Origin of the sequence: Sulfuricella denitrificans skB26, from assembly GCF_000297055.2 — a bacterium.
Taxonomy (GTDB): Bacteria; Pseudomonadota; Gammaproteobacteria; order Burkholderiales; family Sulfuricellaceae; genus Sulfuricella; species Sulfuricella denitrificans.
This window is the reverse complement of record NC_022357.1, coordinates 2,933,046-2,957,867: the sequence shown is the minus strand read 5'-3', so window position 1 is coordinate 2,957,867 and position 24,822 is coordinate 2,933,046. Positions and strand designations below refer to the sequence as shown.

General features: G+C 45.2%; 23 protein-coding genes. 22 read left to right on the top strand and 1 reads right to left on the bottom strand.

Features of this window, described 5'->3' with window-relative positions; genetic code table 11:
- The first annotated feature begins 8 nt into the window (after window positions 1–8).
- Together SCD_RS14325 and SCD_RS14320 are read left to right on the top strand one after the other, a co-directional pair.
- Complete coding sequence (locus tag SCD_RS14325) at window positions 9–1,169, top strand: N-acetyl sugar amidotransferase (RefSeq protein ID WP_041674223.1); 1,161 nt, start codon at window positions 9–11, stop codon at window positions 1,167–1,169.
- Window positions 1,169–2,530, top strand: coding sequence for an amidase (locus SCD_RS14320; protein ID WP_009207345.1), 1,362 nt, complete (start codon window positions 1,169–1,171; stop codon window positions 2,528–2,530). The genes SCD_RS14325 and SCD_RS14320 overlap by 1 nt, the downstream gene beginning before the upstream one ends.
- Before the next feature lie 68 nt (window positions 2,531–2,598).
- Here the strand turns inward: SCD_RS14320 and SCD_RS16245 are convergent, their stop codons facing one another.
- Complete coding sequence (locus SCD_RS16245) at window positions 2,599–4,557, bottom strand: acyltransferase family protein (protein ID WP_084607553.1); 1,959 nt, start codon at window positions 4,555–4,557, stop codon at window positions 2,599–2,601.
- 392 nt (window positions 4,558–4,949) lie between these two features.
- Here SCD_RS16245 and SCD_RS14310 point away from each other — a divergent pair, with 392 nt between their 5' ends.
- The 20 genes from SCD_RS14310 to SCD_RS16495 all read left to right on the top strand — a co-directional run bounded on the left by SCD_RS14310 (window position 4,950) and on the right by SCD_RS16495 (window position 24,653).
- Window positions 4,950–6,551 carry a glycosyltransferase 87 family protein gene (locus SCD_RS14310; RefSeq protein WP_041673537.1) on the top strand — a complete coding sequence of 534 codons (1,602 nt, stop codon included), beginning with the start codon at window positions 4,950–4,952 and terminating at the stop codon, window positions 6,549–6,551.
- Window positions 6,551–7,516, top strand: a complete 966-nt coding sequence (locus tag SCD_RS14305) for a lysylphosphatidylglycerol synthase transmembrane domain-containing protein (RefSeq protein WP_041673536.1) — start codon at window positions 6,551–6,553, stop codon at window positions 7,514–7,516. Before SCD_RS14310 ends, SCD_RS14305 begins: the two co-directional genes overlap by 1 nt.
- A 1-nt stretch (window position 7,517) precedes the next feature.
- On the top strand, window positions 7,518–8,960 hold the full coding sequence (locus SCD_RS14300; RefSeq protein WP_009207349.1) for a glycosyltransferase: 1,443 nt from the start codon (window positions 7,518–7,520) through the stop codon (window positions 8,958–8,960).
- On the top strand, window positions 8,906–9,694 hold the full coding sequence (locus SCD_RS14295; RefSeq protein WP_148290796.1) for a class I SAM-dependent methyltransferase: 789 nt from the start codon (window positions 8,906–8,908) through the stop codon (window positions 9,692–9,694). Before SCD_RS14300 ends, SCD_RS14295 begins: the two co-directional genes overlap by 55 nt.
- Before the next feature lie 71 nt (window positions 9,695–9,765).
- A complete protein-coding gene (locus SCD_RS14290) occupies window positions 9,766–10,716 on the top strand; it encodes a glycosyltransferase family 2 protein (RefSeq protein WP_023507044.1) in 951 nt (316 codons plus the stop codon).
- Entirely contained in the window at window positions 10,707–11,372 is a 666-nt protein-coding gene (locus SCD_RS14285) for a GNAT family protein (RefSeq protein ID WP_009207352.1), read from the top strand. Before SCD_RS14290 ends, SCD_RS14285 begins: the two co-directional genes overlap by 10 nt.
- Window positions 11,373–11,382: 10 nt before the next feature.
- Entirely contained in the window at window positions 11,383–11,802 is a 420-nt protein-coding gene (locus SCD_RS14280) for a GtrA family protein (protein ID WP_009207353.1), read from the top strand.
- Window positions 11,799–12,551, top strand: coding sequence for a class I SAM-dependent methyltransferase (locus tag SCD_RS14275; RefSeq protein WP_009207354.1), 753 nt, complete (start codon window positions 11,799–11,801; stop codon window positions 12,549–12,551). The genes SCD_RS14280 and SCD_RS14275 overlap by 4 nt, the downstream gene beginning before the upstream one ends.
- Window positions 12,548–13,687 (top strand): dTDP-4-amino-4,6-dideoxygalactose transaminase, encoded by a 1,140-nt coding sequence (gene rffA / locus SCD_RS14270; protein WP_009207355.1) that lies wholly within the window; start codon window positions 12,548–12,550, stop codon window positions 13,685–13,687. Before SCD_RS14275 ends, rffA begins: the two co-directional genes overlap by 4 nt.
- A 112-nt stretch (window positions 13,688–13,799) precedes the next feature.
- Entirely contained in the window at window positions 13,800–15,335 is a 1,536-nt protein-coding gene (locus SCD_RS14265; RefSeq protein ID WP_041673534.1) for a hypothetical protein, read from the top strand.
- Between the two features lie 565 nt (window positions 15,336–15,900).
- Window positions 15,901–16,371 carry a hypothetical protein gene (locus SCD_RS16595; RefSeq protein WP_009207357.1) on the top strand — a complete coding sequence of 157 codons (471 nt, stop codon included), beginning with the start codon at window positions 15,901–15,903 and terminating at the stop codon, window positions 16,369–16,371.
- 14 nt (window positions 16,372–16,385) lie between these two features.
- Complete coding sequence (locus SCD_RS14260) at window positions 16,386–17,240, top strand: FkbM family methyltransferase (RefSeq protein ID WP_161626945.1); 855 nt, start codon at window positions 16,386–16,388, stop codon at window positions 17,238–17,240.
- Window positions 17,241–17,255: 15 nt separating this feature from the next.
- On the top strand, window positions 17,256–18,284 hold the full coding sequence (locus tag SCD_RS16240; RefSeq protein WP_084607551.1) for a glycosyltransferase family 2 protein: 1,029 nt from the start codon (window positions 17,256–17,258) through the stop codon (window positions 18,282–18,284).
- Window positions 18,247–19,161, top strand: coding sequence for a glycosyltransferase (locus SCD_RS14250; protein WP_009207359.1), 915 nt, complete (start codon window positions 18,247–18,249; stop codon window positions 19,159–19,161). Before SCD_RS16240 ends, SCD_RS14250 begins: the two co-directional genes overlap by 38 nt.
- A gap of 44 nt (window positions 19,162–19,205) precedes the next feature.
- Window positions 19,206–19,673, top strand: coding sequence for a cupin domain-containing protein (locus SCD_RS14245; protein WP_009207360.1), 468 nt, complete (start codon window positions 19,206–19,208; stop codon window positions 19,671–19,673).
- The gene (locus tag SCD_RS14240) at window positions 19,670–20,791 is read left to right on the top strand and encodes a DegT/DnrJ/EryC1/StrS family aminotransferase (RefSeq protein ID WP_009207361.1); all 1,122 of its coding nucleotides are present in this window, start codon (window positions 19,670–19,672) and stop codon (window positions 20,789–20,791) included. Before SCD_RS14245 ends, SCD_RS14240 begins: the two co-directional genes overlap by 4 nt.
- Window positions 20,788–21,555 (top strand): class I SAM-dependent DNA methyltransferase, encoded by a 768-nt coding sequence (locus SCD_RS14235; RefSeq protein WP_009207362.1) that lies wholly within the window; start codon window positions 20,788–20,790, stop codon window positions 21,553–21,555. Before SCD_RS14240 ends, SCD_RS14235 begins: the two co-directional genes overlap by 4 nt.
- Window positions 21,552–22,817: a glycosyltransferase family 4 protein gene (locus SCD_RS14230; RefSeq protein ID WP_051338817.1), complete on the top strand. Its 1,266-nt coding sequence runs from the start codon at window positions 21,552–21,554 to the stop codon at window positions 22,815–22,817. Before SCD_RS14235 ends, SCD_RS14230 begins: the two co-directional genes overlap by 4 nt.
- Before the next feature lie 117 nt (window positions 22,818–22,934).
- Complete coding sequence (locus tag SCD_RS16500) at window positions 22,935–23,687, top strand: glycosyltransferase family 2 protein (RefSeq protein ID WP_009207364.1); 753 nt, start codon at window positions 22,935–22,937, stop codon at window positions 23,685–23,687.
- Window positions 23,688–23,693: 6 nt separating this feature from the next.
- Entirely contained in the window at window positions 23,694–24,653 is a 960-nt protein-coding gene (locus SCD_RS16495; RefSeq protein WP_009207365.1) for a UDP-glucose 4-epimerase family protein, read from the top strand.
- Window positions 24,654–24,822: the final 169 nt, after the last annotated feature.

The window sequence follows — 24,822 nt, the reverse complement described above, 5'->3', positions numbered from 1 at the left end:
GGTGTTGCGTGCCAGAAACCCAGGAGGGGGTGGAGTTTGATGAAATGGGGATTTGCACAGCATGCAGGTCTTCAGAAGAAAAAATGCACATTGATTGGACTGTTCGTGAGAAGCAGTTGAGAACAATTTTAGAAGAAGCCAAGGCTAAATCGGGAAATGGCTACGACTGCGTTTTACCGATATCCGGAGGTAAAGATAGTTTTTTTCAGGCGCATGTTCTTGTTAAGGTTTATGGGTTAAAACCACTGGCCGTGACGTTTAACCAAAACTGGGTATCAGAAACCGGATTTTATAATCTGCAACGATGTCTGGAAGTCTTCGACCTCGATCACCTTCAATTCACGCCGGCGAGAAGTTTAGTCAATCGACTGGCGAAGAAGTCATTAGATGCTATCGGTGATGCTTGCTGGCATTGCCATTCCGGGGTTGGGGCTTTCCCTCTACAGGTTGCAACACGCTTCAAAATTCCTTTATTGGTTTGGGGGGAGTCTATTTCTGAAAATGCCGGGCGTGCTTCCTACAGTTGCCCGGGGGTCAAGTTCGACCGAGATTACTTTACGAAGGTGTCAGCCAAGCTTACAGCGCAAGAAATGACTAGTGCTGAACTCAGCGCTAGGGACCTCCATCCTTTTGAACTTCCCAGCTATGAAGAAATCGAGAAAACGGGCGTGTGGGGAATTCATTTAGGTGATTACATGTTTTGGGATGATGAACGTCAGACTGAGTGGATTCGTGAAGTATACGGCTGGAGGGAAACCGAAATGGAAGGCGCTTACAAAGGGTATAAGAGCGCTGAATGTATCATGGCCGGTGTGCATGATTTCACCTGCTATCTAAAAAGGGGTTTCGGCAGATCAACGGGGCAAGCTTCTGTGGATGTGCGCAATGGACTATTGACCAGAAAAGAGGGGTTTGAGCTGATTCGTCACCACGATCAGGAGCGTCCGGAGGCATTGGATTACTATTTGAAGATCACAGGGCTGAGTGAAGCAGAGTTCTATGACGTCATGCGTGAAAAAAAGTTGGCGGATCTAAAAACTATTGATTTACCAATTCACCCCAAAGGGAAACCGAATGCGGAACGTTTAGTTCCATTTGTAGAACAAATTATTCAAAAACATCTTCACCAGCCTGACCCCAGGGTCACAAGAGATCAGGAGGACAACTGATGGGCAGTGTTTTCTTGGAGCAATCAATTCCGGAATTGATTCGAAATGTTGGGCTCGGCACCCTTTCATTCAGAGACATGGTTGATGCTACGGTTCAGGTAATAAATGACAAGGAAGCCGATACCTTGGCATGGGTGCGTTTCGATCTGGATAAACTTCGACTTGAGTCAGAACAGGCTTTTTTGAAGTACAAGGGCCGTGGGCACTTGCTTGGAATTGATGGGATACCTTTTGGCGTCAAGGATATTTTCAATACAAAGTCCTTCCCCACGCAAATGGGGTCACCGTTATGGAAAAATTTTACGCCTGGTAACAATTCCAGAGTCGTGGATTCGTTGCTTTTTGCAGGGGGACTTGTTGCAGGTAAAACGGTGACTGCGGAGTTTGCGGTGCATGCGCTCAATGAAACTCTTAACCCTCATGATTCTTCAAAAACACCCGGTACATCCTCGAGTGGCTCTGCTGCTGCGGTGGCAACGGGAATGGTGCCATTTGCACTCGCTTCTCAAACTGCAGGGTCAATCATTCGCCCTGCCAGTTTTTGTGGGGTCTGGGGGATGAAGCCCTCATTTGGGATGATTCCACGTACCGGGGTACTTAAAACCACTGATTCACTTGATACCGTGGGTTTTGTCGCTGCCCATGCTAAGAGTTTGAGAACGGTGCTGGACATCACAAGAGTGAAGGGGCCAGACTACCCGTATGTTTATAAAAATGTGGATAGGCAAGGAGTTGTTCCCAAGGCAAGCGATCGGCCATGGCGTGTCGGGTTTGTAAAAACGCACACTTGGGACACGGCAACAATCTATGCACGGAAGGCGATTGAAGATTTGGCCAGTAGAATTGGCCGTGAAGATGGATTTGAGGTTGGTGAAATTGAATGGCCCAGTGATTTACATGCGGCGCATGATATCCATTCAATTATTTACAATAAATCACTTTCCTACTATTTTCAGAACGAAAAAAAAATGGATTCCCAGGTTACGCCGATCATGAAAAAAATGATTGAGGCTGGCGAGTCTATTAGTCCAGCCGAATTTAGATTAGCTCTGGCGCGTCAGGAAAGCCATTGTGAGAGGCTGGATCAGCTTCTTTCTCCGTATGATATCGTTTTGTCGTTAGGCACATCGAGCTCTGCTCCGCTAAGGGGGGTTGAAGAGTTGCCAGATCCATCCTTAATCTGGACGCTGGGGCATATTCCGTCAGTTGCCGCCCCGGTGTTCCGTTGCCCTGAAGGCCTGCCATTTGGGGCACAGTTTGTTTCTCGTAAGTGGAATGATTATTTGCTGGTTCAGGGAATTGAAGAACTAGTCGACCGCGGCATTCTTCCTCCAGGCAGCCAGAAAATTTGCCTTCATTGATGAGGGCTTATACTACAGTTGCTCGATACTATGAAAGCACCAAAAAACAAAAGGAACCCGCTTTCTGTTTAGTTATTGAAAGGGTTGCCGTATCTATTTAAATACATTTTTCCTAACAATTGGGAGGCAGTGGCATTAATGTGCGAAGTGTCACGGTAAATAGCAGTATTTTTAATGCTTGTCACGCAGCCATTATCGCTACAAAGAATGTTGTTTGGGTCGATAATGATTACGCTTTTATTCTCCTTTTGGATTTCATCTATTGCCTCATCAATTAATTCGTGAGCACCTCGAAAATCCTCACGTGGGATATTGCAGTTAGTGTTGTCTTTTGCCCACCCCAGTTTCTTATACAAAATGCATCTAGATAAATCCACTTCAGAGCCGGCTACATCTTTAATGATTACCGGCCTTGCGCCTGTTTTTATTACGTGCAAAACCACGCTTTCCAATGACCTCTTGAAGTCATCCTTTCCTTTCTTAGCTGACCAATTACTGGCTAATACAACATACTTGAAGGACTTGGCCATTCTCAATAGCTCCCCATTTCTTTTGATGCATGACGGGGTTGTTGATGCATCGTGGACATCCCCTTCCATGAAACCATCTGCGACCGAACAGCTACCCTGAACGTGATATACAGATCCAAACCCCGCATCGGAAGTCAAGACCTCTAAAAAAGGTTTGATATGGTTGGCATGAGAGTCGCCAATTAATAACAATTGCGGGTGATTGTTTTTGTTAGGACCAAAGGCGCATTTGTCTGTTAGGTGTTTCAAAGTTACATTGGCATAGTCGTCCTTGTGAATTGAACAATCTCTGCCCAGGTCTATTTCTGAAGAATAGGATGCGGTTATTTCGCGTATTTCTGGGGAGAACCTTTGCGGTATGCCGTTACCTAGATAAACAATAATTCCGCAACTCAATGCAAAAAAAGCTGGCGTAATGAACAATAAAATTAAGGTTTTCTTGAATGGATAGAGGTATTGTTTTCTGAATGGGATCTCGACATATTTCCATGAAAAAATCGAAAGAACGATTGAAAGAAAAATCGCCAATGTGGATGAAATTGAATTTAGTTCAACATGTGTGTAACGAAGAAAAGCAAAAATTGGCCAGTGCCACAAATATAAGGAATAAGAAAGTAAGCCAATCCATACCAATGGTTTGAGTGATAAGAATTTTGAGCCAATAGAGGAAGCGTCGCGGCCAGAAAAGATTAATATAGCTGCTCCAAGGGAGGGCCACAAAGCATTAAGGCCGGGGAATCTGCTATTTTTTGTTAAAATTGTCGCAGATGCAAAAATTACAATTAAACCAATGATTGATAGCACGTTATTATGCCATTGTTTTAAAGTATATTTTTCTGAATGTTGGGTGGTGATCAGGGCGCCCAGTAATAATTCAAATGCTCTATATGGAATGAGGAAATAAGCAGATGTATTGCTTTGAGAAGAAGCCCATTCTGAAAGAATTAGGGATAATGTAAAAATTCCTATTAACAGGAAAGTGGGATTAAGTATTCTTTTGTATTTATAACAAATTATTAAGAATGCTGGCCAAAGGTAATAAAATTGTTCTTCAACTGCGAGTGACCAGGTATGTAATAACGGAAACTCTTCCATTCGAGATGAAAAGTATCCGCCCGACATCATTGAAAAAAATATATTAGAAGCGGAAAAGTATGAAGCGACTAACGAGGTTGTATAGAATTTGTAATCGAGAGGAATAAGTAGATTGGTGGCAAAAACAAAAGTGACAGCAGAAACAACAATATAGGCAGGCATCAGCCGTCTTATTCGGCCATTGTAAAAATTGGAAAGCGAAAAAACTCCTTTGTCTAAATCATTTTTAATTTTTCTTGTAATTAAATATCCTGAAATAACAAAGAAAATATCGACGCCTACATATCCGCCTTTAACAAAATTAAAACCGGCATGAAATAAAATAACCATTAATACGGCCACTGCTCTTAGCCCATCAATGTCTTGCCTATATTTTTTTGGGGGTTGGATTGGATGAGTCATTTAATGCGCAGTGATATCATGTTAATGATTATATTTATGGATCACTGAATTAGGTGATTTAGTCTGGCTTGATTTTAATAAGGCGTAGTTTCAATTAAGTGATTACTCAAAAACATGACCTATTTGGGAGCAGATTGAATGAATTCTATTCATCTCCTCTCCTGAACTTGGGTTTTGGCGCAGTAATAAAAGCTTTTGATGGCATAAAATGGATGCCGTTGGCGATTCGTAGTTACTGTGGTTTGTGCAAGCTATTTTATCCTAAATATTAATCTGGCCGTTATGGCTTTTTAGGTAAATCAAGCCAGTGAAGGGCGGCAAGTGGAGCTTTGGCAAGGGCTCAGTTGTCAATGATGATTTATTCAGGGCGTCCTGGAATTGGAAAAAACTAAATGAGCAGCGGATTGTTTTTTCGCAAAACAATGGCTTCGTGGAGCCTCTGGTTTCTACCTGTAATCTTGATGTTGGTTGGTTGGGCAACCTATTTTCAGATGTTCCCTATTGGCAATGGAGGGAGTGGTTATGATGAAGATCCTGCGTATGTTTACTTAATCAACGGCCTCTATCTTTTAGAGGGGCATATTCCCGGGCATATTGATCACCCTGGGACGCCACTTCAGATTCTTGGCGCAGCTACCATTTTTTTGCGTTGGGGGATCTCGTGGATTATGGGAATAGTCCAAGGAGATGTCGCTACGGAGGTGTTCCGTGACCCTGAGTTGTACATGGCAACCATCGGTGCGGTACTTCTGTTTCTGAATGTTGGGGCACTTTATTACCTGGGTCGACGAATTCTTCAGGTAACGGAGAGCTATCGATTGGCTCTTCTCGTGCAAACCGCACCTTTCATATTTGGCCTCCTTCTCATTCCAAGAGCGATATATCTTTCGCCGGAGGCCCTGCTTATTTTTGCTTCTCTGTGTTTGCTGGGCGTCTTGGCAGGTGATGTGTTTCGCCCTCTCGAAGATGAAACCCAACGAAACAAACTCACACCCGTGCTGGCTGGAGCTATCTGTGGTTTTGGTCTTGCAGTTAAGCTTACGTTTCTACCGATGTTGGGATTGCTTTTATTGCTGCATTCTTATCGCCGATTTTTTCAGGCTGTAGGCTATGCGCTGGTCAGTTTTATTGTTTGCGTTTTGCCGATTTTGCCAAATTTATTGGTGTATTTCAGGTGGGTTCGCAACATCGCGAAGCACACGGGTAGAAATGGGTCCGGTAGCGAAGGGGTTGTCGATTGGGGTGCAGTGCCGAGCAATTTTCTCGCCCTCTTAAAGGCATTCCCATTCCTTTACTTTGTGGTTTGTGCCTTGGCGATGGCAATGGTGTTGATGTGGTGGCGTGATCGCTCGGAGAAAAATGATAAGAGGGGGCATTTAATTGTGCCTGCCGTATTAATCTTGGTGATGCTTGTGCAAACGCTGCTAGTGATCAAGGATTTTGGTTTGCACTACATGGTTCCTGTAATGCCGGTTTCACTGATCGGCGTTGCTTGGCTCATATGGACAAATCCGGCAAAGGGATTGGTGGCACGCATGATGCCTGCTGCTCTACTTGGGGTGTGTTGCACTATCGGAGCGGTGGCGACTTTCAATATGCTGGGAGCGCTATACGGTTCTCGAGTATTAGCCGAACAGGAGCAGGCTCTTATCTCTGGAGAAATGAATAGGCACAAGGATCCTTTTGTTATTGGAACATATCGAAGTTTGTTGCCAAAAAGTGCAATTTGTTTTGGTCTGTTTTATACGAGGGGGGAGCTTACCGAGGCGGCAAGGCCTTTTCTGGAAAATTTTGACGAGTACAATATGTGGAGTAAATCAATGTTCTTATCCTCTCCTGAACGTATCAATCAAATTATTTCCACTGGAAAAGATGTGCTGCTGGTATCACCTAATTATTATCCGCAGCCTGATGCGTTTATCTTGGAGCCACTTGTTAATGTGTCGAACCGGACTCTTTATCGCGTAATTAGTATGCACAATTCAGTCCAATAATGCATTTCATATTCAGTAATGCGGTTGTTAAAAGCGTAGTTAAATTCTTGCTTAAGCTGTTAATTTCAATTGGTCTTGTCGTGTTAATCGGGAGATCTGTCAACATACAAGAAATTGGCATGCGTTTGATGAATGTGGATATAAGTTCTATTCTGATGGCTGCTGTGATTATGGCCAGCCTTGCCATATTTCCGGCTATACGCTGGAAGATATTAATTCAACATGGAGGCGAGGTATTTAATCTCAGTACGGCTTATCGGCTCGTTATGATAGGTAATTTCTTCGGGCAGGCATTGCCATCCACCATTGGCGGTGATGGAGCTCGTGCCTGGTACGCCCATAAGCTCGGCATCCCACTGTCGGTTGCGGTTAATAGTGTATTACTGGATAGGCTGATAGCGTTGGCGGCATTATTATTGCTCGCGCTTTTTTCGATGCCATGGCTTTGGACCATAGTGCCTACAAATTTCGCATGGTGGGCAATGAGCTTGATATTGCTTGCTACCGTAAGTGGCATTCTATTGTTGCTTGTGGCGACGCTCATTCCTGAGACGTGGAACCACTGGCGAATAGTCAGGGCCGGGCTAAGATTAGCCGATTCCTGCCGAAGCTTACTTGAAAGTAAACGGGAATTCTTCCAGGTCATTGGGTTGTCCCTGTCTGTACATTGCTTGGTTGCCGTTTTTGTCTATGCCCTCGCAAGGGTAGTGCATGTTCCGGTTGGAATCGGAGAATGTCTTCTTCTGATTCCTTTGGTTATGCTTGTTTCTATGATCCCAGTCAGTGTGGCTGGCTGGGGTGTGCGGGAAGGGGCGATGGTTATTGCATTTGGGTTTTTTCATATTTCGCCGGGGGACTCAATGCTGGTTTCAATTTTATTCGGAGTTGTAGTTGCTCTTGCGAGTATTCCAGGTTTGTTTTTCTGGATGATGATGGGGCGAAGATTTGGAATGGGAAAAAAATAACATGCAACATGAACCAATATTGTCATCAAGAAAGACGGCTATTCGAGACTTGGCTAATGATGTAGCCACCAATCGAGCTAATTGGATAGAAAAGAATGCGTTCTTCTATAAAGAAGATTACCGCTATATGCGTTTTTTGGTACCGGAAGGATTGCGGGTACTTGAATTAGGGTGCGGAACGGGGCAGTTGTTGGCAGAACTGAAGCCTTCCCATGGAGTTGGGGTGGATTTTAGCCAGAATATGGTTAATGTAGCAAAGGTAAGCTATCCTCATCTGGATTTTAACATTGGGGATATTGAAGATGCTGAATTCATGTCTACGCTTGTTGGCCCATTTGATGTGATTGTCTTGTCGGACACCATCGGTTCATTGGAGGATTGTCAGGCAACCTTATCTAATCTGCATCGTTTGTGCACATCCGATACGAGAATCGTCATCGCCTACTATTCAAAAGTATGGGAGCCGTTGCTTGCACTTGCTCGGGGTGTAGGCCTAAAAATGCCGCAAGAAGAACAAAATGCGCTTTCAACTGACGATATTGCAAACCTGCTTAAACTTGCAGATTTTGAGGTAATAAAGCGAGAGTGGAGGCAATTGATTCCCCGAAGGCTTCTAGGGCTAGGCATACTTGTTAACCGTTATTTGGCACCTTTTCCAGCAATCCGAAGAGCATGTTTACGCAATTATGTGGTCGCTAGACCGTTACGTGGCGCCGAAGTGAGGAAGCCTTCTACTACTGTACTTATTCCGTGCCGCAATGAACGTGGAAACATAGAGGATGCCGTTCGTAGAATCCCTCGATTCTGCGAAGATATGGAAATCATTTTTGCCGAAGGGCACAGCAAGGACGGAACACTTGAAGAAATTCAACGAGTGATCGCGGCCTATCCTCATCTTGATATCAAGGCTGTTGTGCAGGATGGAAAGGGCAAGGGGAACGCCGTACGTCAAGGGTTCGAGCGCGCTCGTGGTGACATACTGATGATCCTGGATGCCGATCTGACCATGCCTCCCGAGGCATTGCCGAAATTTTATGAAGCAATTGTTTCCGGGAAAGGCGAGTTCATTAATGGTTCGCGCTTGATTTACCCCATGGAAAAAGATGCTATGCGTTTTCTCAACTACCTTGCCAATCACACTTTCTCATTGTTGTTTACTTGGCTGCTGAACCAGAGATTTACGGATACGTTGTGTGGCACCAAGGTGTTGAGCAAGAAACATTATCTCAAGATTGCTGAAAATCGAAAATATTTTGGTGAGTTTGACCCGTTTGGCGATTTTGATCTTATTTTTGGGGCAGCAAAGCTCAACTTGAAAGTTGTTGAAATCCCAATCACCTATGCCAATCGAAAATATGGTGAAACTCAGATATCAAGGTTTGAACATGGATGGCTGTTGTTGAAAATGGTGATATTCGCATTCAGGAAATTAAAGGCGTTTTGATGTCGATTGAAATACTTAATGAGCACCGACTGCTTTGGAACAAAAAGCCATCCTTACGTGCAATTTACTCCGATTATTATCGCCGGATCGTCAAACAGTGCATTCCTGGGAGAAGTCTTGAAATAGGTGGTGGGACAGGCAATCTTAAGGATTACCTCGGAGAGGTAATATCGACAGATATTGTTCCAAATCCTTGGTTGGATGCGGCGGCGGATGCTCAGTCTCTTCCTTTCGAAAATGAGAGTTTTGCAAATATTGTTGGTGTTGATGTTTTGCATCATTTAGAACGCCCGCACAGATTTTTGGCTGAAGCCGAGCGTGTTCTGCAGCCGGGCGGTAGAATTATCTTGGTGGAACCGGCCATTACTCCGATGAGTTGGCCTTTCTACAATTTTGCTCATCCTGAGCCCGTAAATATGCGTGCTGATCCCCTTGCGGAGGGTCCGCTGGATCCGAATCGACATCCATTCGATGCCAATCAGGCCATCCCGACCCTGTTATTCAAGAAGCAGCATGCGCATATGGAAAAAACGTTTCCCAAGCTAAGATTAATTAACATGGAACATATCAGCTTCTTTGTTTACCCATTTTCGGGCGGGTTCCGTTCATGGTGTCTCGTACCGTCTTTTCTTATAGCACCCGTACTGCAGTTTGAAAATATCATTGCTCCCCTGGTGGGAAAATGGATGGCATTTCGGTTGTTTGTCGTTGTGGAAAAGAGGGGGCGTAATTAAAACGCCTGATTTGAAGTGATCATTTTGATTTTTTATAAATAATTATTAATTATTGTTTGATTACTAAAACAATGCCAGAAAGAAAACCAGTTATTTCAGTAGTGATCCCTGTGTATAAGGCAGAGGGCTGTCTGGAGGAACTGTATCGCCGACTCGTTGCTTCTCTAGATAAAATTTCTCCTGATTTTGAGATTGTCCTTGTCGAGGATTGTGGGGGGGACCGTTCATGGCCAATGATTGTTGAACTTGCTCACCACGATAGTCGCGTCCGCGGCATTCAGTTCAGTCGCAATTTCGGTCAGCACTATGGCATCACCGCCGGACTAGATCATTGTAGAGGTGAGTGGGTTGTGGTTATGGATTGTGACCTGCAGGATCGCCCTGAGGAAATTCCTCATTTGTTCGCCAAGGCCCAAGAGGGCTACGATATCGTGCTGGCGCGGCGCGGGGCGAGGCAAGATCCGCTACTCAAGCGCATCACCTCATTGCTGTTTTATAAAATATTCAGCTATCTGGCGGATATGGAATACGATGGAACAAGCGGTAATTTTCGCATTATGTCGAGTAAAGTAGTGGCAAGTTTCCGTCGTATGGGCGAGCAATTGCGCTTCTTCGGCGGACTGGTTCAGTGGTTGGGGTTTCCCACGACCAGCATAGATGTGGAACATGCCGAACGGTTTGAGGGAAATTCTACTTATACTTTTGCCAAGTTATGGAAACTGGCTGCTGAAACCATCATTGCCTATTCCGACAAGCCATTGCGTATTGGTGTGCGCTTTGGCTTTGGCATGGCGGCGCTGGCGTTCTGTTATGGCCTATACATATTATTGCGCGCGTGGTTTTATGGTTCAACAATTCCCGGTTGGAATAGTTTGATCGTGTCAATTTATTTCATTGGTGGCATCATCATCGCGATGCTGGGAATTATCGGTGTTTATCTCGGCAAGGCCTTTGACGAAAGCAAGAAGCGACCATTGTATGTCGTCAGGGGGACAACTTTTGATGAACATCAATGTCACTGATTAAGCCGACCCCGTGGGACACGGTGGTGTTTGGCGTACCTACTTGGGAGTTAACCGAATATTCGGAAAAGGCTCTGCAGCAAGCGACGCAAGAAGTTGGTCATTACACTATCAAAGTCGATCCATTGGTGGATAAACGGCTGTTGCATGAGCATGGCTTCTATTACTGTGACACATTGATAGAACCGCATTGCAGCTCAACGCGGTTACGTGCTGTGCAACACCCAGAGGCTAAGATCGCCAAGGATATAGATGTCAAACAGGCTTTGGTGATATGTCATGGCGCTTTCTCGCATGGTCGTTTTCATCGCGATTTTAATCTACCTATGGCAGCAGCTGATCTGCGCTACGAAAACTGGCTGAAGCAATTGCTCGAAGTGCAGCAGGTTTACGGGTTGTACTGGCAGGGGGAACTGGCAGGCTTCATCGGCCACAGCGGCAACAATCTCGTGTTACACGCGCTAGCGGAAAAGTGTCGCGGCAAGGGGCGGTCGAAGTATTGGTGGAGCGCGGTGTGTGGTGAACTCTTGAGAGCAGGGCATTACGAAGTAAAGAGCTCGATTTCCGTCTCCAATCTCGCCGTACTCAATCTTTACGCTTCACTGGGCTTTATCTTCAGAAATCCACAGGACATTTATCACCGGATGACATCGTGAGTAACTTTCAATGAAACGTAAATTGCCAAATCCATGCGACGAATTAATTCGTTATGGTTTAGTGGGTGTAGCGAGCAATTTAACTATTTATTTTGTTTACTTACTTGTTACCTATCGCGGCGTTGAACCAAAAACAGCAATGACTTTAGTGTATGTCATCGGTGCGTTTATCGGCTTTGTCGGTAATAAGAAATGGACATTCGCCCATCGCGGTGACTCCATCAGTACTGTTCTGCGCTATGTGCTGGCTCATTTATTTGGATATTTGTTCAATTTCCTAATTCTTTTTACCTTTGTTGATCGTCTTGGTTATGCCCATCAATGGGTTCAGGCTGTAGCGATAATAATAGTCGCCGGGCTTCTTTTTATGGTATTTAAATATTTCGTTTTTCGCGAAAGCATAAAATATAGCCTAATAGAAAAAATATGAATATTGGATTCAAGGCGCACTATTTCAAAGAATTGGCGGAATTAGAGACGGGGAACTTTTGGTTTCGTGCCAGAAATAAGCTTATTCTTTGGGCGCTACACAAGTATTCGCCAGGACTGACATCCTTCCTCGAAATTGGATGCGGAACGGGGTTTGTTATTTCAGCTATCTCAAAACGGTTTCCTGATGCCAAGCTCTCGGGGAGTGAGTATTTGGAAGAGGGTTTGGCGTATGCCAGGCATCGTGTGCCTAGCGCCAAATTCACTCAAATGGATGCTAGGCACATTCCATGTGAATCAGAACTGGATGCTATTGGTGCCTTCGATGTGTTGGAGCACATCGAAGAGGATGAGGTTGTGCTCCAACAAATTTGCAAAGCGCTTAAGCTTGGCGGTGTTGTGTTTATCACCGTTCCACAACACCGGTGGCTGTGGAGTGCGGTTGATAAATATGCCTGCCATGTCAGGAGATATGGCGCTAATGAATTGCATCTAAAGGTTTGCAGGGCTGGGTTTGAGATTGTTAGAAGCACTTCGTTTGTCAGTTTGTTACTACCAGCGATGTATTTATCGCGATTGTTCAAACGGGATAAAATAGACGTGAGTATGGATGCTATGGCTGAGCTTCGTATCAATCCCATCCTAAATCGAATTTTTGAATGGTTTTTAAATTGTGAGTTGGCACTGATCCGTGTTGGTGTTGCCCTGCCAATGGGGGGCTCCCGGTTGATCGTGGCAAGAAAATTATGAAGGACATTCCATTTAATAAGCCTTATATGACGGGCAACGAGCTATTGTATATAAGTCAGGCTCACGCCAAAGGGCATCTTGCTGGTGACGGTGATTTCACCAAAAAGTGTCATGCTTGGCTGGAGCAGCGTATTGGTTGTCAGAAGGCGCTCCTGACACATTCCTGTACGGCTGCCCTGGAAATGGCGGCAATTCTTGCGAATATTCAGCCCGGCGATGAAGTAATCATGCCGTCTTATACTTTCGTCTCTACCGCCAATGCTTTTGTGCTGCGGGGTGGGGTTCCCGTGTTCATTGATATCCGGACCGACACGCTGAATATTGATGAATCGAAAATAGAGGCTGCAATTACTCCACGGACCAAAGCTATTGTGCCTGTACATTATGCGGGTGTTGGTTGTGAAATGGACGCCATTATGGCGATCGCCGAAAGGTACAACCTGATTGTTATAGAGGATGCCGCTCAGGGCGTTATGTCCAGCTACAAGGGGAAGCCTCTAGGGAGTATTGGTCATATGGGGGCAGTCAGCTTTCACGAAACAAAAAATATTATTTCGGGTGAAGGGGGCGCTCTCCTGATTAACGACACTCGCTTTGCCGAACGTGCCGAAATTATTCGGGAAAAGGGTACAAACAGGTGCCAGTTTTTTAGGGGGCAGGTGGATAAGTATACTTGGGTAGATATTGGATCCTCATACTTGCCAAGTGAGTTGGTGGCGGCATTTTTATGGGCACAGATGCAAGAAGCGGAGGGGATTACTCAGCGACGTTTGGCGATATGGAATACCTACCACGAGGCTTTTTCGGAAATTGAATTAAAGGGACTGGTGCGCCGTCCTGTCATTCCGGATTCTTGCCAGCATAATGCACATATGTATTATATGTTGCTGCCAGATTTGGCTGAGCGAGGTAAATTCATTGCCGATTTAAGACAGGCAGGAATAAGTGCGGTTTTTCATTATGTGCCGTTACATAGTTCCCCAGAAGGCAGTCGTCAAAGTCGGATGGCATCAGATGGCATGGATGTAACCCAGAATGTCAGTGACAGGTTGGTCAGACTTCCTTTATGGCTGGGGATCGAGGGGGAGCAAGAAAAGGTTATCCAGCAAACGATCAATACTGTAACTATAATTTAGCGCTTAATATCTTGAACTATTATTTTATACCGCATTTAAATCATATTTCGTTTTTCGTTAGAAATTTAGTCGGTTTGATATTTAACAGACCGTTATTTTCTGGGAATTATTTATGAATTCGTCGTATTTTTATGATTATTATCGAAAACATCGGCGCATTGATTTGGTGGTTTTACTTGCAGCAATAGCCTTTGTATTGTTTTTGCTGAACTATCATAGATTGATCATTTTGAGTCCTTGGCAGTTGGAATATCGCGAGGGAGCAATGTTAATCCAGGTTGATGGTCTGTTGCGAGGTATGAGTAATTTCTCAATAGAAAATATGCCGCGCTACTTTAATCCATACGGTAGCCTGTTCAATGACATATCCGCTTTAATTGCTTCTGTTTTAGGGAATACTTTTCCAGTTCTGCGGCTTGTCAGTGGTACGGCAATCATTTTGTCGTGCATTGTGGTTTGGTTTGTTGGGTATAGGCTAAGTCGTGATGCTGTTTTTTCTTTTATTTTGACGATTGGGTTTTATCTTCAATCATTGTATTTTGTCATTCCTCAGGCTAGACCGGATGCCATAGGCGCATTGTTTTTCATCCTGGGATTTGCCGTCGTTGAGTTGATTCCTTTTGGCCTATTGTCTGCAACACTTGTGTTTATATGCGCTCTGGCCGGTGGATTTTTTGCCAAAGCCTATTTCATCGTAATTGCACCTGTCGCTTTTTCTTATTGGATCTTTTTTAAAGATTGGAAACGTGGGTCAGTGTTCGCACTGGTTTTTGGATCCTTGGGAATATTGGCTATATTTATCACCAATTATTTTAGCCCGGGATACATTTCAAGCGTCTTGTTTACGACGTTAGCTAATTCCCATGTGACATATACTCCCGAAACTTGGGCGTATATGTTGAAGCAAGGCCATGAGTTCATGCTAATAAATAAAGGGCCTATTGCTGTCATGCTTGTGGTGGTCTTGATAGCGGGATTCAATTGGCTAAAAGGCAATGGGAAAAGAGTTCATTTATCCAGCTCATTTTCACTTTATGCGTTAACACTTTTAGCGATAGATTTTGTTTTCAGTTTAGGCCATGGCATGGGGAATTATTTAACCTACATCTTTGCATTGTGTGTGCCCCCTCTTCTTTTTTCAGCCGCTGCTTGCTGGCCAAATTTTAAGCAGTATGGGGATACGAGGCTTTCAGTAGGGCGATTGTTATTGCTTGCAACGTTTGTCTTCGCTACACATAAAGTGATAGGAAGCTCTGATGGAATTGAAAAATGGGGCGAGCAGTTTGCTGAAGTTTCGGCCGAGATGAAAGGTTATTCTAGTATCTATGGCTCACCTTTGGTTGCAGGCTTGATTCTCCAGTCTGGGCAGGCAGTGTTTGATACTGGGCACAATCAGTACCTGGGAGCCATTACAACGTACCCGAATTTATTCAACTTGGGGATCCCACAAAAAACTGTTGCCGATGCCTATCTTCATTATCAGCAAGAGGTGAGTGAAATGATTTCTCACGGAGCGTTTGATCTTATTGTGTTAAATTCGGAGGATACAAAGAATGATATTCTTAAGGAACAAAATAGCAATTATCAATGGTTAAAGCAAATGAGTATAAATGCCTGGCATTTAAACTTTTGGGTGCTGAAACAATGAAATGAGTCATCTCGGTTCTTGTCCTGTTGCCGCCACTTAACGCTTCCGACAATGGGCGTTATTCCGGATATCCAAATAAATTGGGCAAGTCAATTCCATAGTGCCAAGTCAAATGATCCAGTTTCTGAGAAAAGTTGTAAGCCGACTGTTTTACCCAATCAACCCATATTGGACTGCATCCATTTATGGATTTGGTAAGTGGATTAGGCGATATGGGTATTATCCACCTATGCTCCCGTTGTGTATCTATACGGATCATGGACCAGGAGATACTGGGCCATCTGATCATGAAATCAGGTCAACGGCCCCCGTTCAATTTTACCATTCTCCGGATGGTGTGGTTCGCTGGCGTGCGAACTACACGAAGCCGTGTTTTGTTTTATATTCGCCATTCGTTTTTGCGAGAAAGTGTTTGCAGATAAATCGACACGATGATGCTGAAGGCACATTGTTTTTTGTCGCGCATAGTACGGAGTCTATTTCTGATCTTAAGTCCGTTGAAATGTACCATCAAGAACTGTCACTTCTCCATGAGCGATTTAAGCCGGTTACCATATGCATGCATATGCACGATATCAACAAGGGACTTGGCGCATATTACAAAAAATTGGGGTATACGGTCGTTTCTGCGGGGGATTCATTAGACCAAGCATTTGCCGAGCGCTTTTATCGAATTCTGGCACGGCACAGATATGCATTGTCGAACATTTTTGGATCATACGCCTTATATGCCGTGGAAATGGGGGTACCATTCGGCCTATATGGTTCTCCCCCGAGCTATTTTAATGTCTCAGATGAGAATGTTGAGCGAGGGGAGTATAAAAGCTACCAATCTACTGAATACTATAAAACAGCAGTAAAATTATTTGCTGGATTGCCTGAAGAGCAAATATCAAAGGAAGCTCATGATTTTGTGGTTCGCTATCTTGGGATTACTGACGGAATAAGCCGTTATGAAATGGCTAAAGTGCTTTATGGTAGTTTTTTTCGATGGGGTTGCGATCGGATGCTCTCTGTTTTAAGTTTACGGAAATAAATTTAGAGGCTTATGTGGATATTGCTAAACAATTAATGGATTTGAGCCCACGGAAAATCATCAATCGAACGAGGCGTTTGTTTGGTGCTGAGTCAAATGGTATTGAAGCTTGTGACTCTATTGAGAACCTTTTGGGGCTTGAGCAGTTCAATGGCTTAAGAAAAATGTCGCGTTTTAGCCACGGGATGGTGGAAATAGGGGATACGAAAATATATTTTAATGACCCGACATCTCTTGTAGGGATGCTGAATGAAATTTTTGTGCGTGAAAATTATCAATTCTCATCTAACTCAGATCAGCCATATATTTTAGATTGCGGCGCGAATATTGGTATCGGTGTTATATATCTTAAAAAGAGATTTCCTAAGTCAGTTATTCACGCATTTGAGCCAGAGCCAGTCGCTTTTCAATTCCTAAAAAAGAATATTGAGGCTAATAAACTCGATAACGTTTATGTGCATAATTCGGCTGTATGGATTGAAAATGGAGAAATCGAATTCTTTTCTGATGGCAGTTGGGGAGGGGGGATTTCAGAAAAGCCGGGCTCGAAGTTAATTAAGGTGCCTACGATTGATATTAATAAATTTCTTGATAGGCATGTTGATTTTCTGAAAATGGATATTGAAGGTGCTGAATCCAAGGTGATCCCACATTTGGCAGATTTAATTAAGGAAAATGTTTCAAGATTTTTCTTTGAGTGGCACTCCATGAAGGATTCAAAGCAAGATCTTGGTCAGATACTTTCGATGTTCGGGGAGGCGGGGTTTCGTTATCACATCAAAGAGGCTGCTATTCGCCCCACCCCTTTTGACTATGTACCGGGGGGGCAGATGGATTCTCAACTGGATGTCTTCCTGCAGAGAAGTTAGAAGCGGCTAACAGATTTGAAAGCGAAAGATATTCGGGGAACTCCTGCGCTACTATCAATTTGTGTGCCCGCATATAATGGATTGCCACATCTAATTGGGTTGCTCGATCAAATATTGAGCTGTAAAAGCTTGGCTTTTGAAGTGGTGGTTTCGGATGATGCCTCGTCAGATGGTACTTGGGCGTACCTGGTTTCCCGGGCGATCGGTGAGCCACGTCTTCGGGTACATCTTAACGATCAAAATCTCGGTATGGATAGGAATTTTGCAACCGCGGTTTCGTTTGCTCATGGCCGGTTTGTCTGGCTTTGTGGACAAGATGATCTCATTTCACCAGAAGGTATTGGGTATGTTCTTGATTTGCTGAGAGGTGACAGTGTTGACTTTGTTTACATGAATCACACGGTCAAACTTGAGAATAACGTGGTTCCAGTGATCGCTAGATACCACTCATTTGACGCGGATAAACGCGGAGAAGGACTAGCGGATTTTTTGAAAATAACCGGTGGATCTTTGCCAACTTTTTTGCCAACGTACATTATCCGAAAGACGCTTTGGGACTCAGTTGATGTAACCAGATATTTCAATACTTACTATGTTCAGGCAGGGGTTTTTCTTGAAGTGGCCCAAGAAATTCGGTGGATTGCAGTATCTCAGGTATATGTTGTCGGTTTGGTTCTCAGTAATGGATGGCAGGAAAATACTCGTCGCTATGCCAATATTATTGTGGGTTATTTTTTGATGATAAACAGAGTCTCCAAAAAATCCCCATTTTGTGAATCGTATATAAAAATGGAGCAGTATCGTCAACATTTTTTGATGCTGGTTTTTGCTTTACTAAATTGCCGCCGAGAGAATATTCAACTTGATGCTGAAAGATTGAGCGAGCTCCGTAATTCGCTTGGGGGAAGTCGTTTGCAGAAACTGTCCATCGATTGGCTTCTGAAGTCGCCAAGAATGGTGGTTGTTTCGGTTTGGATGATATTGAATATTGTAAGAGGGGTTCGGCATGCAATTGCTCGCACCGGTAGTATTATTCGTCTATAACCGCGTAGAGCATACGCGTCAAGTTATTGATGCCTTAAAGTGTAATTCCGAAGCCAAAAATACACCTCTAATTGTCTTTTCTGATGGGCCTAAATCCCCGGCAGATTTAGATTCCGTTTCTGCTGTGCGAAATTTGATAAGAATGATTGATGGATTTGATCGAGTTGATATTATTCTCCGAGATCGAAATCTAGGTCTAGCCAATTCAATCATTTCGGGAGTTACTGATGTTATAGAAAGATTTGGCAGAGCGATTGTTCTAGAAGATGACTTGATAGTGTCGCCATATTTTCTTCGATATATGAATGACGCGCTGGATCGATACGAAAATCAATTCGAGGTTGTGTCAGTTCATGGCTATTCTTATCCAGTCAGTGAAAAATTGCCGGAAACTTTTTTTATACGGGGAGCCGACTGCTGGGGTTGGGGGACTTGGAAGCGAGGGTGGGAGATATTTGAGCCCGATGGTAAAAAACTCTTAGCTGAATTAGAGCGAACTGGACTTGCACATAAATTTAATTATGATGGAGTTTACTCGTTCACTGGGATGTTGAAGGATCAAATTGCGGGTAGGAATAACTCGTGGGCCATACGATGGCACGCCTCGGCTTTTCTTTCAAATCGGCTTACCCTTTACCCGGGGAGGTCGTTAGTGAAGAATATTGGCTTTGATTCGAGTGGGACGCATTGTGGGTCGAGCGAGGGTTATGATGTTAGCTTGGATATGGAGGCTATTCCTCCGATGCAAATTCCAATTGAGGAGTCCATCTATGCGAGGGGCTTGATCAAGAATTATTTTAGAGAAACCCACGGTGGATGTGGAAAACGTGTGGCTAGATATATGAAGCGTTTTGTAAAGTGTGTTTTAAAAAGATAGATTGAGTTTGTGTTTAAACTGCATAAATCCAGAGAAAGAATCCTGTGACATTAGCTGAACAAAATTTGAATATGGTTGAGCGTATTTACCATGAAAACACGTTGCTTGCCATCATCGTTCGGGCCTCTTTCCGTCAACCAGGCATCTCCTTTTTCACCGAGAATGATTTGTCTCAGCAATTGGCCTTTATGCATCATCCTGCGGGCAAGAAAATACAGCCACATGTTCATAACCCCGTGCCGCGGGAAGTGCATTATACCCAAGAGGTCTTGTTTATTCGTCGAGGTGTTCTGCGTGTCGATTTTTACGACATCGCACAGCATTATCTAGAAAGCCGTGTACTACAAGCTGGAGACACCATTTTATTGGCTACAGGAGGGCATGGTTTTGAGGTGATTGAGGAGATCGAGATGCTCGAAGTTAAGCAGGGACCTTATGCCGGGGAGGAAGATAAGACACGTTTTGATGGCGTTGATCTGTCAGGGTTAGTGGTAAAGGGGGTTAAGTCGTGAGCAATTTCATCCCAGTCAATGAACCCCTGCTTGATGGAAATGAAAAAAAGTACTTGTGTGAGTGCATTGATACCGGATGGATATCATCCGAGGGACCTTTTGTACAGCGTCTTGAAAAGGAATTCGCGGCTAGAGTGGGACGTCGTTTTGGTATCGCCGTAGCTAATGGTTCTGTAGCCTTGGATGCTGCAGTTGCGGCTTTGGATCTAGGCCCTGGCGACGAGGTGATACTGCCCACCTTCACGATAATTTCTTGTGCGGCAGCAATTGTGCGCGCGGGCGCAACCCCGGTTCTGGTGGATAGCGAGTCGGACACTTGGAACATGGATCTGAGCCAGGTGGAGCAGAAAATCACATCGCGTACCCGTGCCGTGATGGCCGTACATATTTTCGGCCTGCCGGTAGACATGGATGCCTTGTTAGCCATTACACAACCACGCGGCATAAAGGTGATCGAGGATGCGGCACAGATGCACGGCCAAACGTGCCGTGATCAGCCCTGTGGCAGTTTTGGCGACATGAGCACCTTCAGTTTTTATCCCAACAAGCATATCACCACTGGTGAGGGTGGGATTATTGTTACTGATGATGAAGGGCTTGCAGAACGCTGTCGTAGTTTGCGTAATTTATGTTTCAAACCCGAAAAGCGTTTTGTCCACGAAGAGTTGGGCTGGAATTTTCGGATGTCCAACCTGCAAGCCGCAGTTGGCTGTGCCCAACTCGAACGTTTGGATACATTCATCACGCGCAAGCGACAAATGGGCTGCCGCTATGATGAATTGCTCGTCGGTGTGCCCGGCATTCAGAAGCCATTGGTTCGTACTGCGTGGGCAGAGAATATTTACTGGGTCTATGGCTTGGTGCTTGATGATGGGGTGCCCTACGATGCAGAGGAGGCGATACGTCGATTAGCGGCACAAGGTATAGGGTGTCGTCCATTTTTCTGGCCTATGCATGAGCAACCGGTTTTTCGACGCATGGGCCTTTTTACTGGCGAGAGTTATCCGGTAGCCGAGCGACTGGCGCGCCGAGGTTTTTATTTGCCGAGTGGCCTTGCGCTCACTGAGACGCAGATTCGTCGCGTTGCCGATGTTACAAGGGGAGTGCTTGTATCGTGAACATCTTCGCAAACTATGCTCGCTATTACGATCTACTTTATCGTGATAAGCCATACCAGGAAGAAGCCGAATATGTTCAACGATTGATTTTGTCGCATGTTCCCAACGCTTCTGCCATTGTGGAACTGGGTTGCGGTACTGGTGCTCATGCGGAGTATTTGGCGAGTGCAGGTATAGAAGTGAATGGGGTTGATTTGAGCGAATGGATGCTGGAACGTGCTGCGGTACGGCGAGTACAGTTACCAGATGATGTGGCGCAGCGCCTGCATTTTTCTCACGGCGATGTGCGCGATGTCAGGCTGGGCGTGCGGGTCGATGCTGTGATTTCTCTGTTCCACGTAATGAGCTACCAGTCAGAGAATGCAGATTTACAGGCTATGTTTATTACTGCTCGTGAGCATTTGCGGCCCGGAGGTGTGTTTATATTCGATGTTTGGTACGGCCCGGCAGTTCTCGCAGACCGCCCCGTGGTCCGTGTGAAGGAACTTGAGGACGATGAGGTGGCTATAACCCGGATAGCCCAGCCTACTCTGCACCCAAGACGTAATCTTGTTGACGTGCATTATCGCATTATTGCTTGCGAGAAGAAGACGGGGTGCTACTCTGAAACTGAGGAAACACATCGGATGCGTTACTTCTTCTCTCCGGAGATCGAATTGCTGGCAACGCAGGCTGGTTTTAGCGTTATTGATGCGCACGAGTGGATGAGCGGACAAGTTCCCGGTTTCGACACTTGGGGCGTGTGTTTTGTCTGTCGGGCATGAAACGAATCGGTATATTTCTCGGGAGCGATCCGGGCAGTGGCGGCATGTTTCAATACAGCCTTGCTATGCTGGAGGCGTTATCAGCGCTGCCACGCGATCGCTACGTGATTGTCGTCGCATTCTTTAACCCTGCGTGGCGGTCCTATATCGAACCATTGGATTTGCAGATTTTGCCTCTTGGGAGGTCGGGACGAGAGCCGCTTACTATAGGCAGAATTTGGCGCGCTGCCTGTTTGCCAATGGAGCCATGGAGGGCATTTCTTTGGCGTCTCGATCCTGTGGCACGAGTGTTGTGGAACGAGAATTGTGACCTTTGGATTTTCCCCGCCCAAGATCACTGGAGCTATCTGGCACCGGTTCAGGCATTGGTGACAATTCATGATCTAATGCATCGATATGAGTCGCGGTTTCCCGAAGTTTCGCGTTTGGGCCGACATTTTATTCGGGAATATCGTTTTAGCAATATTTGCCGTTTTGCAACGGCGGTGTTGGTTGATTCGGAAGTTGGCCGTCAGCACGTGGTTGATTCCTATGCCCTGAGCATTGGTAAGCTCTTTCCCCTACCTTACTTGCCCCCACGTTATATTTTTTCCTCGGTGACTCCAGGCGGCTTTGATGATAGGTATCAATTGCCACCTCGCTTTTTGTTTTATCCGGCGCAATTCTGGGCACATAAAAACCACGACAGGCTGCTACAAGCAGTAGCGGCTATTCGACATTCATGCCCGGATGTTTTTCTAGTGTTGGCGGGGCCGAAGTGCTACGAGTATGAAAAGCTTGTTCAACGTGTTGCCGACTTGAACCTCCATAATCATGTACTCTTTACAGGTTACGTTCCTGATGCTGATCTGCCGGAATTCTATCGACGCGCGCGGGCGTTGGTAATGCCGACATTTTTTGGGCCAACTAACATTCCGCCATTGGAAGCGTTTGCGTTAGGATGCCCGGTTGCTATCTCCGGTATATATGGCATCCCAGAACAGGTTGGTGATGCTGCGCTGTTGTTTGATCCCCGGTCGGTTGAGGATGTCACTGATGCTGTTGAGAGGCTGTGGAGGAATGATGGTCTTTGCGATGAATTGCGCGATAAAGGTTATGCCTGTTCCAGACGATGGCAGCAAGATGATTTCAATAAGTGTCTTCAAGGTGTTATCGTCAGGTTGCTTCATTCCGAGGGGCATATGGAGCGCACCATAACGTCGGAGGGCGCAGAAGACTGCACAGAGCCAACAAGCAAGGCATCGATGATGCTTCGACTGTAATGCAAGTGGAAGAGGGCTGTTGGTAGGGGTGGTAATGATTTTGATGGGCGAATGCTATCTCTAAGCAGAGGTGTTTTTTTATTGTATGGACGGTATAGATATTGTGTTGTCGCAAGCATGAGGATTTCGATTATTACGGTTGTTTACAACAATGTAGCAACAATCGAGAACACGATTCTTTCCGTGGCAGCCCAAAGTCATTCGGGAACAGAGCATATCGTTGTCGATGGCGGCTCCACTGACGGCACCCTGTTGATTATCGACAAGTACCGAGATAAGTTGGCAATAGTTGTGTCGGAACCTGACTGTGGAATCTACGATGCTATGAACAAGGGTTTGAAGCTGGCATCTGGCGATGTGATCGGTTTCCTGAATGCGGACGATATTTATGCGAACGATGGCGTGTTAGAGCAGGTTGCGCAAGTTTTGGGAGATACCTCTGTCGACGCTTGCTATGCCGATCTGGTTTATGTCGACTGCAAGAATCCAAGCAGGATAATTCGCTACTGGAAATCTTGTGATTACCGTGATGGCCTGTTCGAGAAGGGGTGGATGCCGGCGCACCCAACATTTTTCGTGCGCAACAAAATTTATGAAAAATATGGGGGGTTTGATCTGGCGTTTAGGTTGCAGTCAGATTTCGATCTGACGATGCGATTTCTTTGGATGCATCATATCAAAGCGGTATATGTCCCTAGAGTATTCGTTAAAATGTGTATTGGCGGGGCCAGTAGCAGGCCAGGGAATATTATTAAAGGGAATCTCGAAGCGTGGCGTGCGTGCAGGAAGAATGGACTCAAAGTCGGGCCATTTTTTATTCTTGCCAAAATCATGTCGCGAATACCGCAATTCTTTTCCAGACTGGAATAATTGCGCATGATTCTGGTTACTGGAGCAAATGGTTTTGTCGGAACGGCGTTATGCCATCAACTGATAGCACTCGGAGCAAGTGTACGTGGTGCGATACGCCGGTTAGAGCGGTCTGTCTCGTGTATAGAAGACATAGAGCTTTTCCAGGTTGGTGAGTGTGATCCATTCGCGGATTGGTCTAAAGCGTTGGACGGGGTTAGGGCTGTAGTTCATCTCGCCGCTCGTGTGCATGTGATGCACGAAAAGGCTACCGATCCACTAACTGAGTTCCGTTCAGTCAATGTGGAGGGTACTTTGAACCTCGCCAACCAGGCGGCTAAAGCGGGTGTTCGGCGATTTGTTTACCTCAGCTCTATCAAGGTCAATGGCGAGAAAACGCTGCCAGGGCGACCTTTTGCTGAGCGGGACGTACCCGCACCGCTTGACCCTTATGGCGTTTCAAAGCATGAGGCTGAAGAAGGGTTGCGTAAGCTTGCCCAGCAAACAGGTATGGAAGTAGTGATTATCAGACCCCCGTTGGTATATGGTAAAGAGGTGAAGGCCAATTTCTTGAATATGATGCGATGGTTGTATAAAGGCGTGCCATTGCCATTCGGTGCGATCCATAATCGTCGTAGCCTGGTAGCGCTCGATAATCTGGTCGACTTTATCGTTGTATGCCTTGATCATCCCGCAGCAGCAAACCAGACATTTTTGGTCTCGGATGGGGAGGATACCTCCACCACCGAATTGTTAAGAAGGATGGCGATAGCATTGAATGTTCCAACGAGGTTATTGCCTGTTCCGCAGAAATTGTTGGAAGTGGGCTTTAAGATGGTTGGAAAAAATGATCTGGCCCAAAGATTGTGTGGTTCTTTACAAGTGGATATTGCGAAGTCATGTACAGTGCTGGATTGGAAACCATTGATCTCTGTTGATGAAGGGTTGCGCCGCACAGCGGAGTATTTTCTGCGAAGCCGGGGTTGATCTTGGTGGCGCCTTAATAGAAGTGTTAATTTATTCGCTCCGTTCAGGCTAAGCTGGTCGAAGCCCTTTATAACATTGTGATTTACATAGAATGCCCTTCGACAGGCTCAGGGAGAGCGTATTTAATCAGCGTTTCCCTATTGAATTGATCAAGCATATCTCGGTATTC

Excerpts from the sequence above, each read along its gene's own strand:
- SCD_RS14290 (WP_023507044.1), top strand. The coding sequence starts at position 9,766 with ATGCCAGAAAGAAAACCAGTTATTTCAGTAGTGATCCCTGTGTATAAG.
- SCD_RS14305 (WP_041673536.1), top strand. The coding sequence starts at position 6,551 with ATGCATTTCATATTCAGTAATGCGGTTGTTAAAAGCGTAGTTAAATTC.
- SCD_RS16495 (WP_009207365.1), top strand. The coding sequence starts at position 23,694 with ATGATTCTGGTTACTGGAGCAAATGGTTTTGTCGGAACGGCGTTATGC.
- SCD_RS14300 (WP_009207349.1), top strand. The coding sequence starts at position 7,518 with ATGCAACATGAACCAATATTGTCATCAAGAAAGACGGCTATTCGAGAC.
- SCD_RS14285 (WP_009207352.1), top strand. The coding sequence starts at position 10,707 with ATGTCACTGATTAAGCCGACCCCGTGGGACACGGTGGTGTTTGGCGTA.
- SCD_RS16595 (WP_009207357.1), top strand. The coding sequence starts at position 15,901 with ATGCACGATATCAACAAGGGACTTGGCGCATATTACAAAAAATTGGGG.
- SCD_RS14310 (WP_041673537.1), top strand. The coding sequence starts at position 4,950 with ATGAGCAGCGGATTGTTTTTTCGCAAAACAATGGCTTCGTGGAGCCTC.
- SCD_RS16245 (WP_084607553.1), bottom strand. The coding sequence starts at position 4,557 with ATGACTCATCCAATCCAACCCCCAAAAAAATATAGGCAAGACATTGAT.
- SCD_RS14250 (WP_009207359.1), top strand. The coding sequence starts at position 18,247 with ATGCAATTGCTCGCACCGGTAGTATTATTCGTCTATAACCGCGTAGAG.
- SCD_RS14230 (WP_051338817.1), top strand. The coding sequence starts at position 21,552 with ATGAAACGAATCGGTATATTTCTCGGGAGCGATCCGGGCAGTGGCGGC.
- SCD_RS14265 (WP_041673534.1), top strand. The coding sequence starts at position 13,800 with ATGAATTCGTCGTATTTTTATGATTATTATCGAAAACATCGGCGCATT.
- SCD_RS14280 (WP_009207353.1), top strand. The coding sequence starts at position 11,383 with ATGAAACGTAAATTGCCAAATCCATGCGACGAATTAATTCGTTATGGT.
- SCD_RS14320 (WP_009207345.1), top strand. The coding sequence starts at position 1,169 with ATGGGCAGTGTTTTCTTGGAGCAATCAATTCCGGAATTGATTCGAAAT.
- SCD_RS16500 (WP_009207364.1), top strand. The coding sequence starts at position 22,935 with ATGAGGATTTCGATTATTACGGTTGTTTACAACAATGTAGCAACAATC.
- SCD_RS14275 (WP_009207354.1), top strand. The coding sequence starts at position 11,799 with ATGAATATTGGATTCAAGGCGCACTATTTCAAAGAATTGGCGGAATTA.
- rffA (WP_009207355.1), top strand. The coding sequence starts at position 12,548 with ATGAAGGACATTCCATTTAATAAGCCTTATATGACGGGCAACGAGCTA.
- SCD_RS14295 (WP_148290796.1), top strand. The coding sequence starts at position 8,906 with ATGGCTGTTGTTGAAAATGGTGATATTCGCATTCAGGAAATTAAAGGC.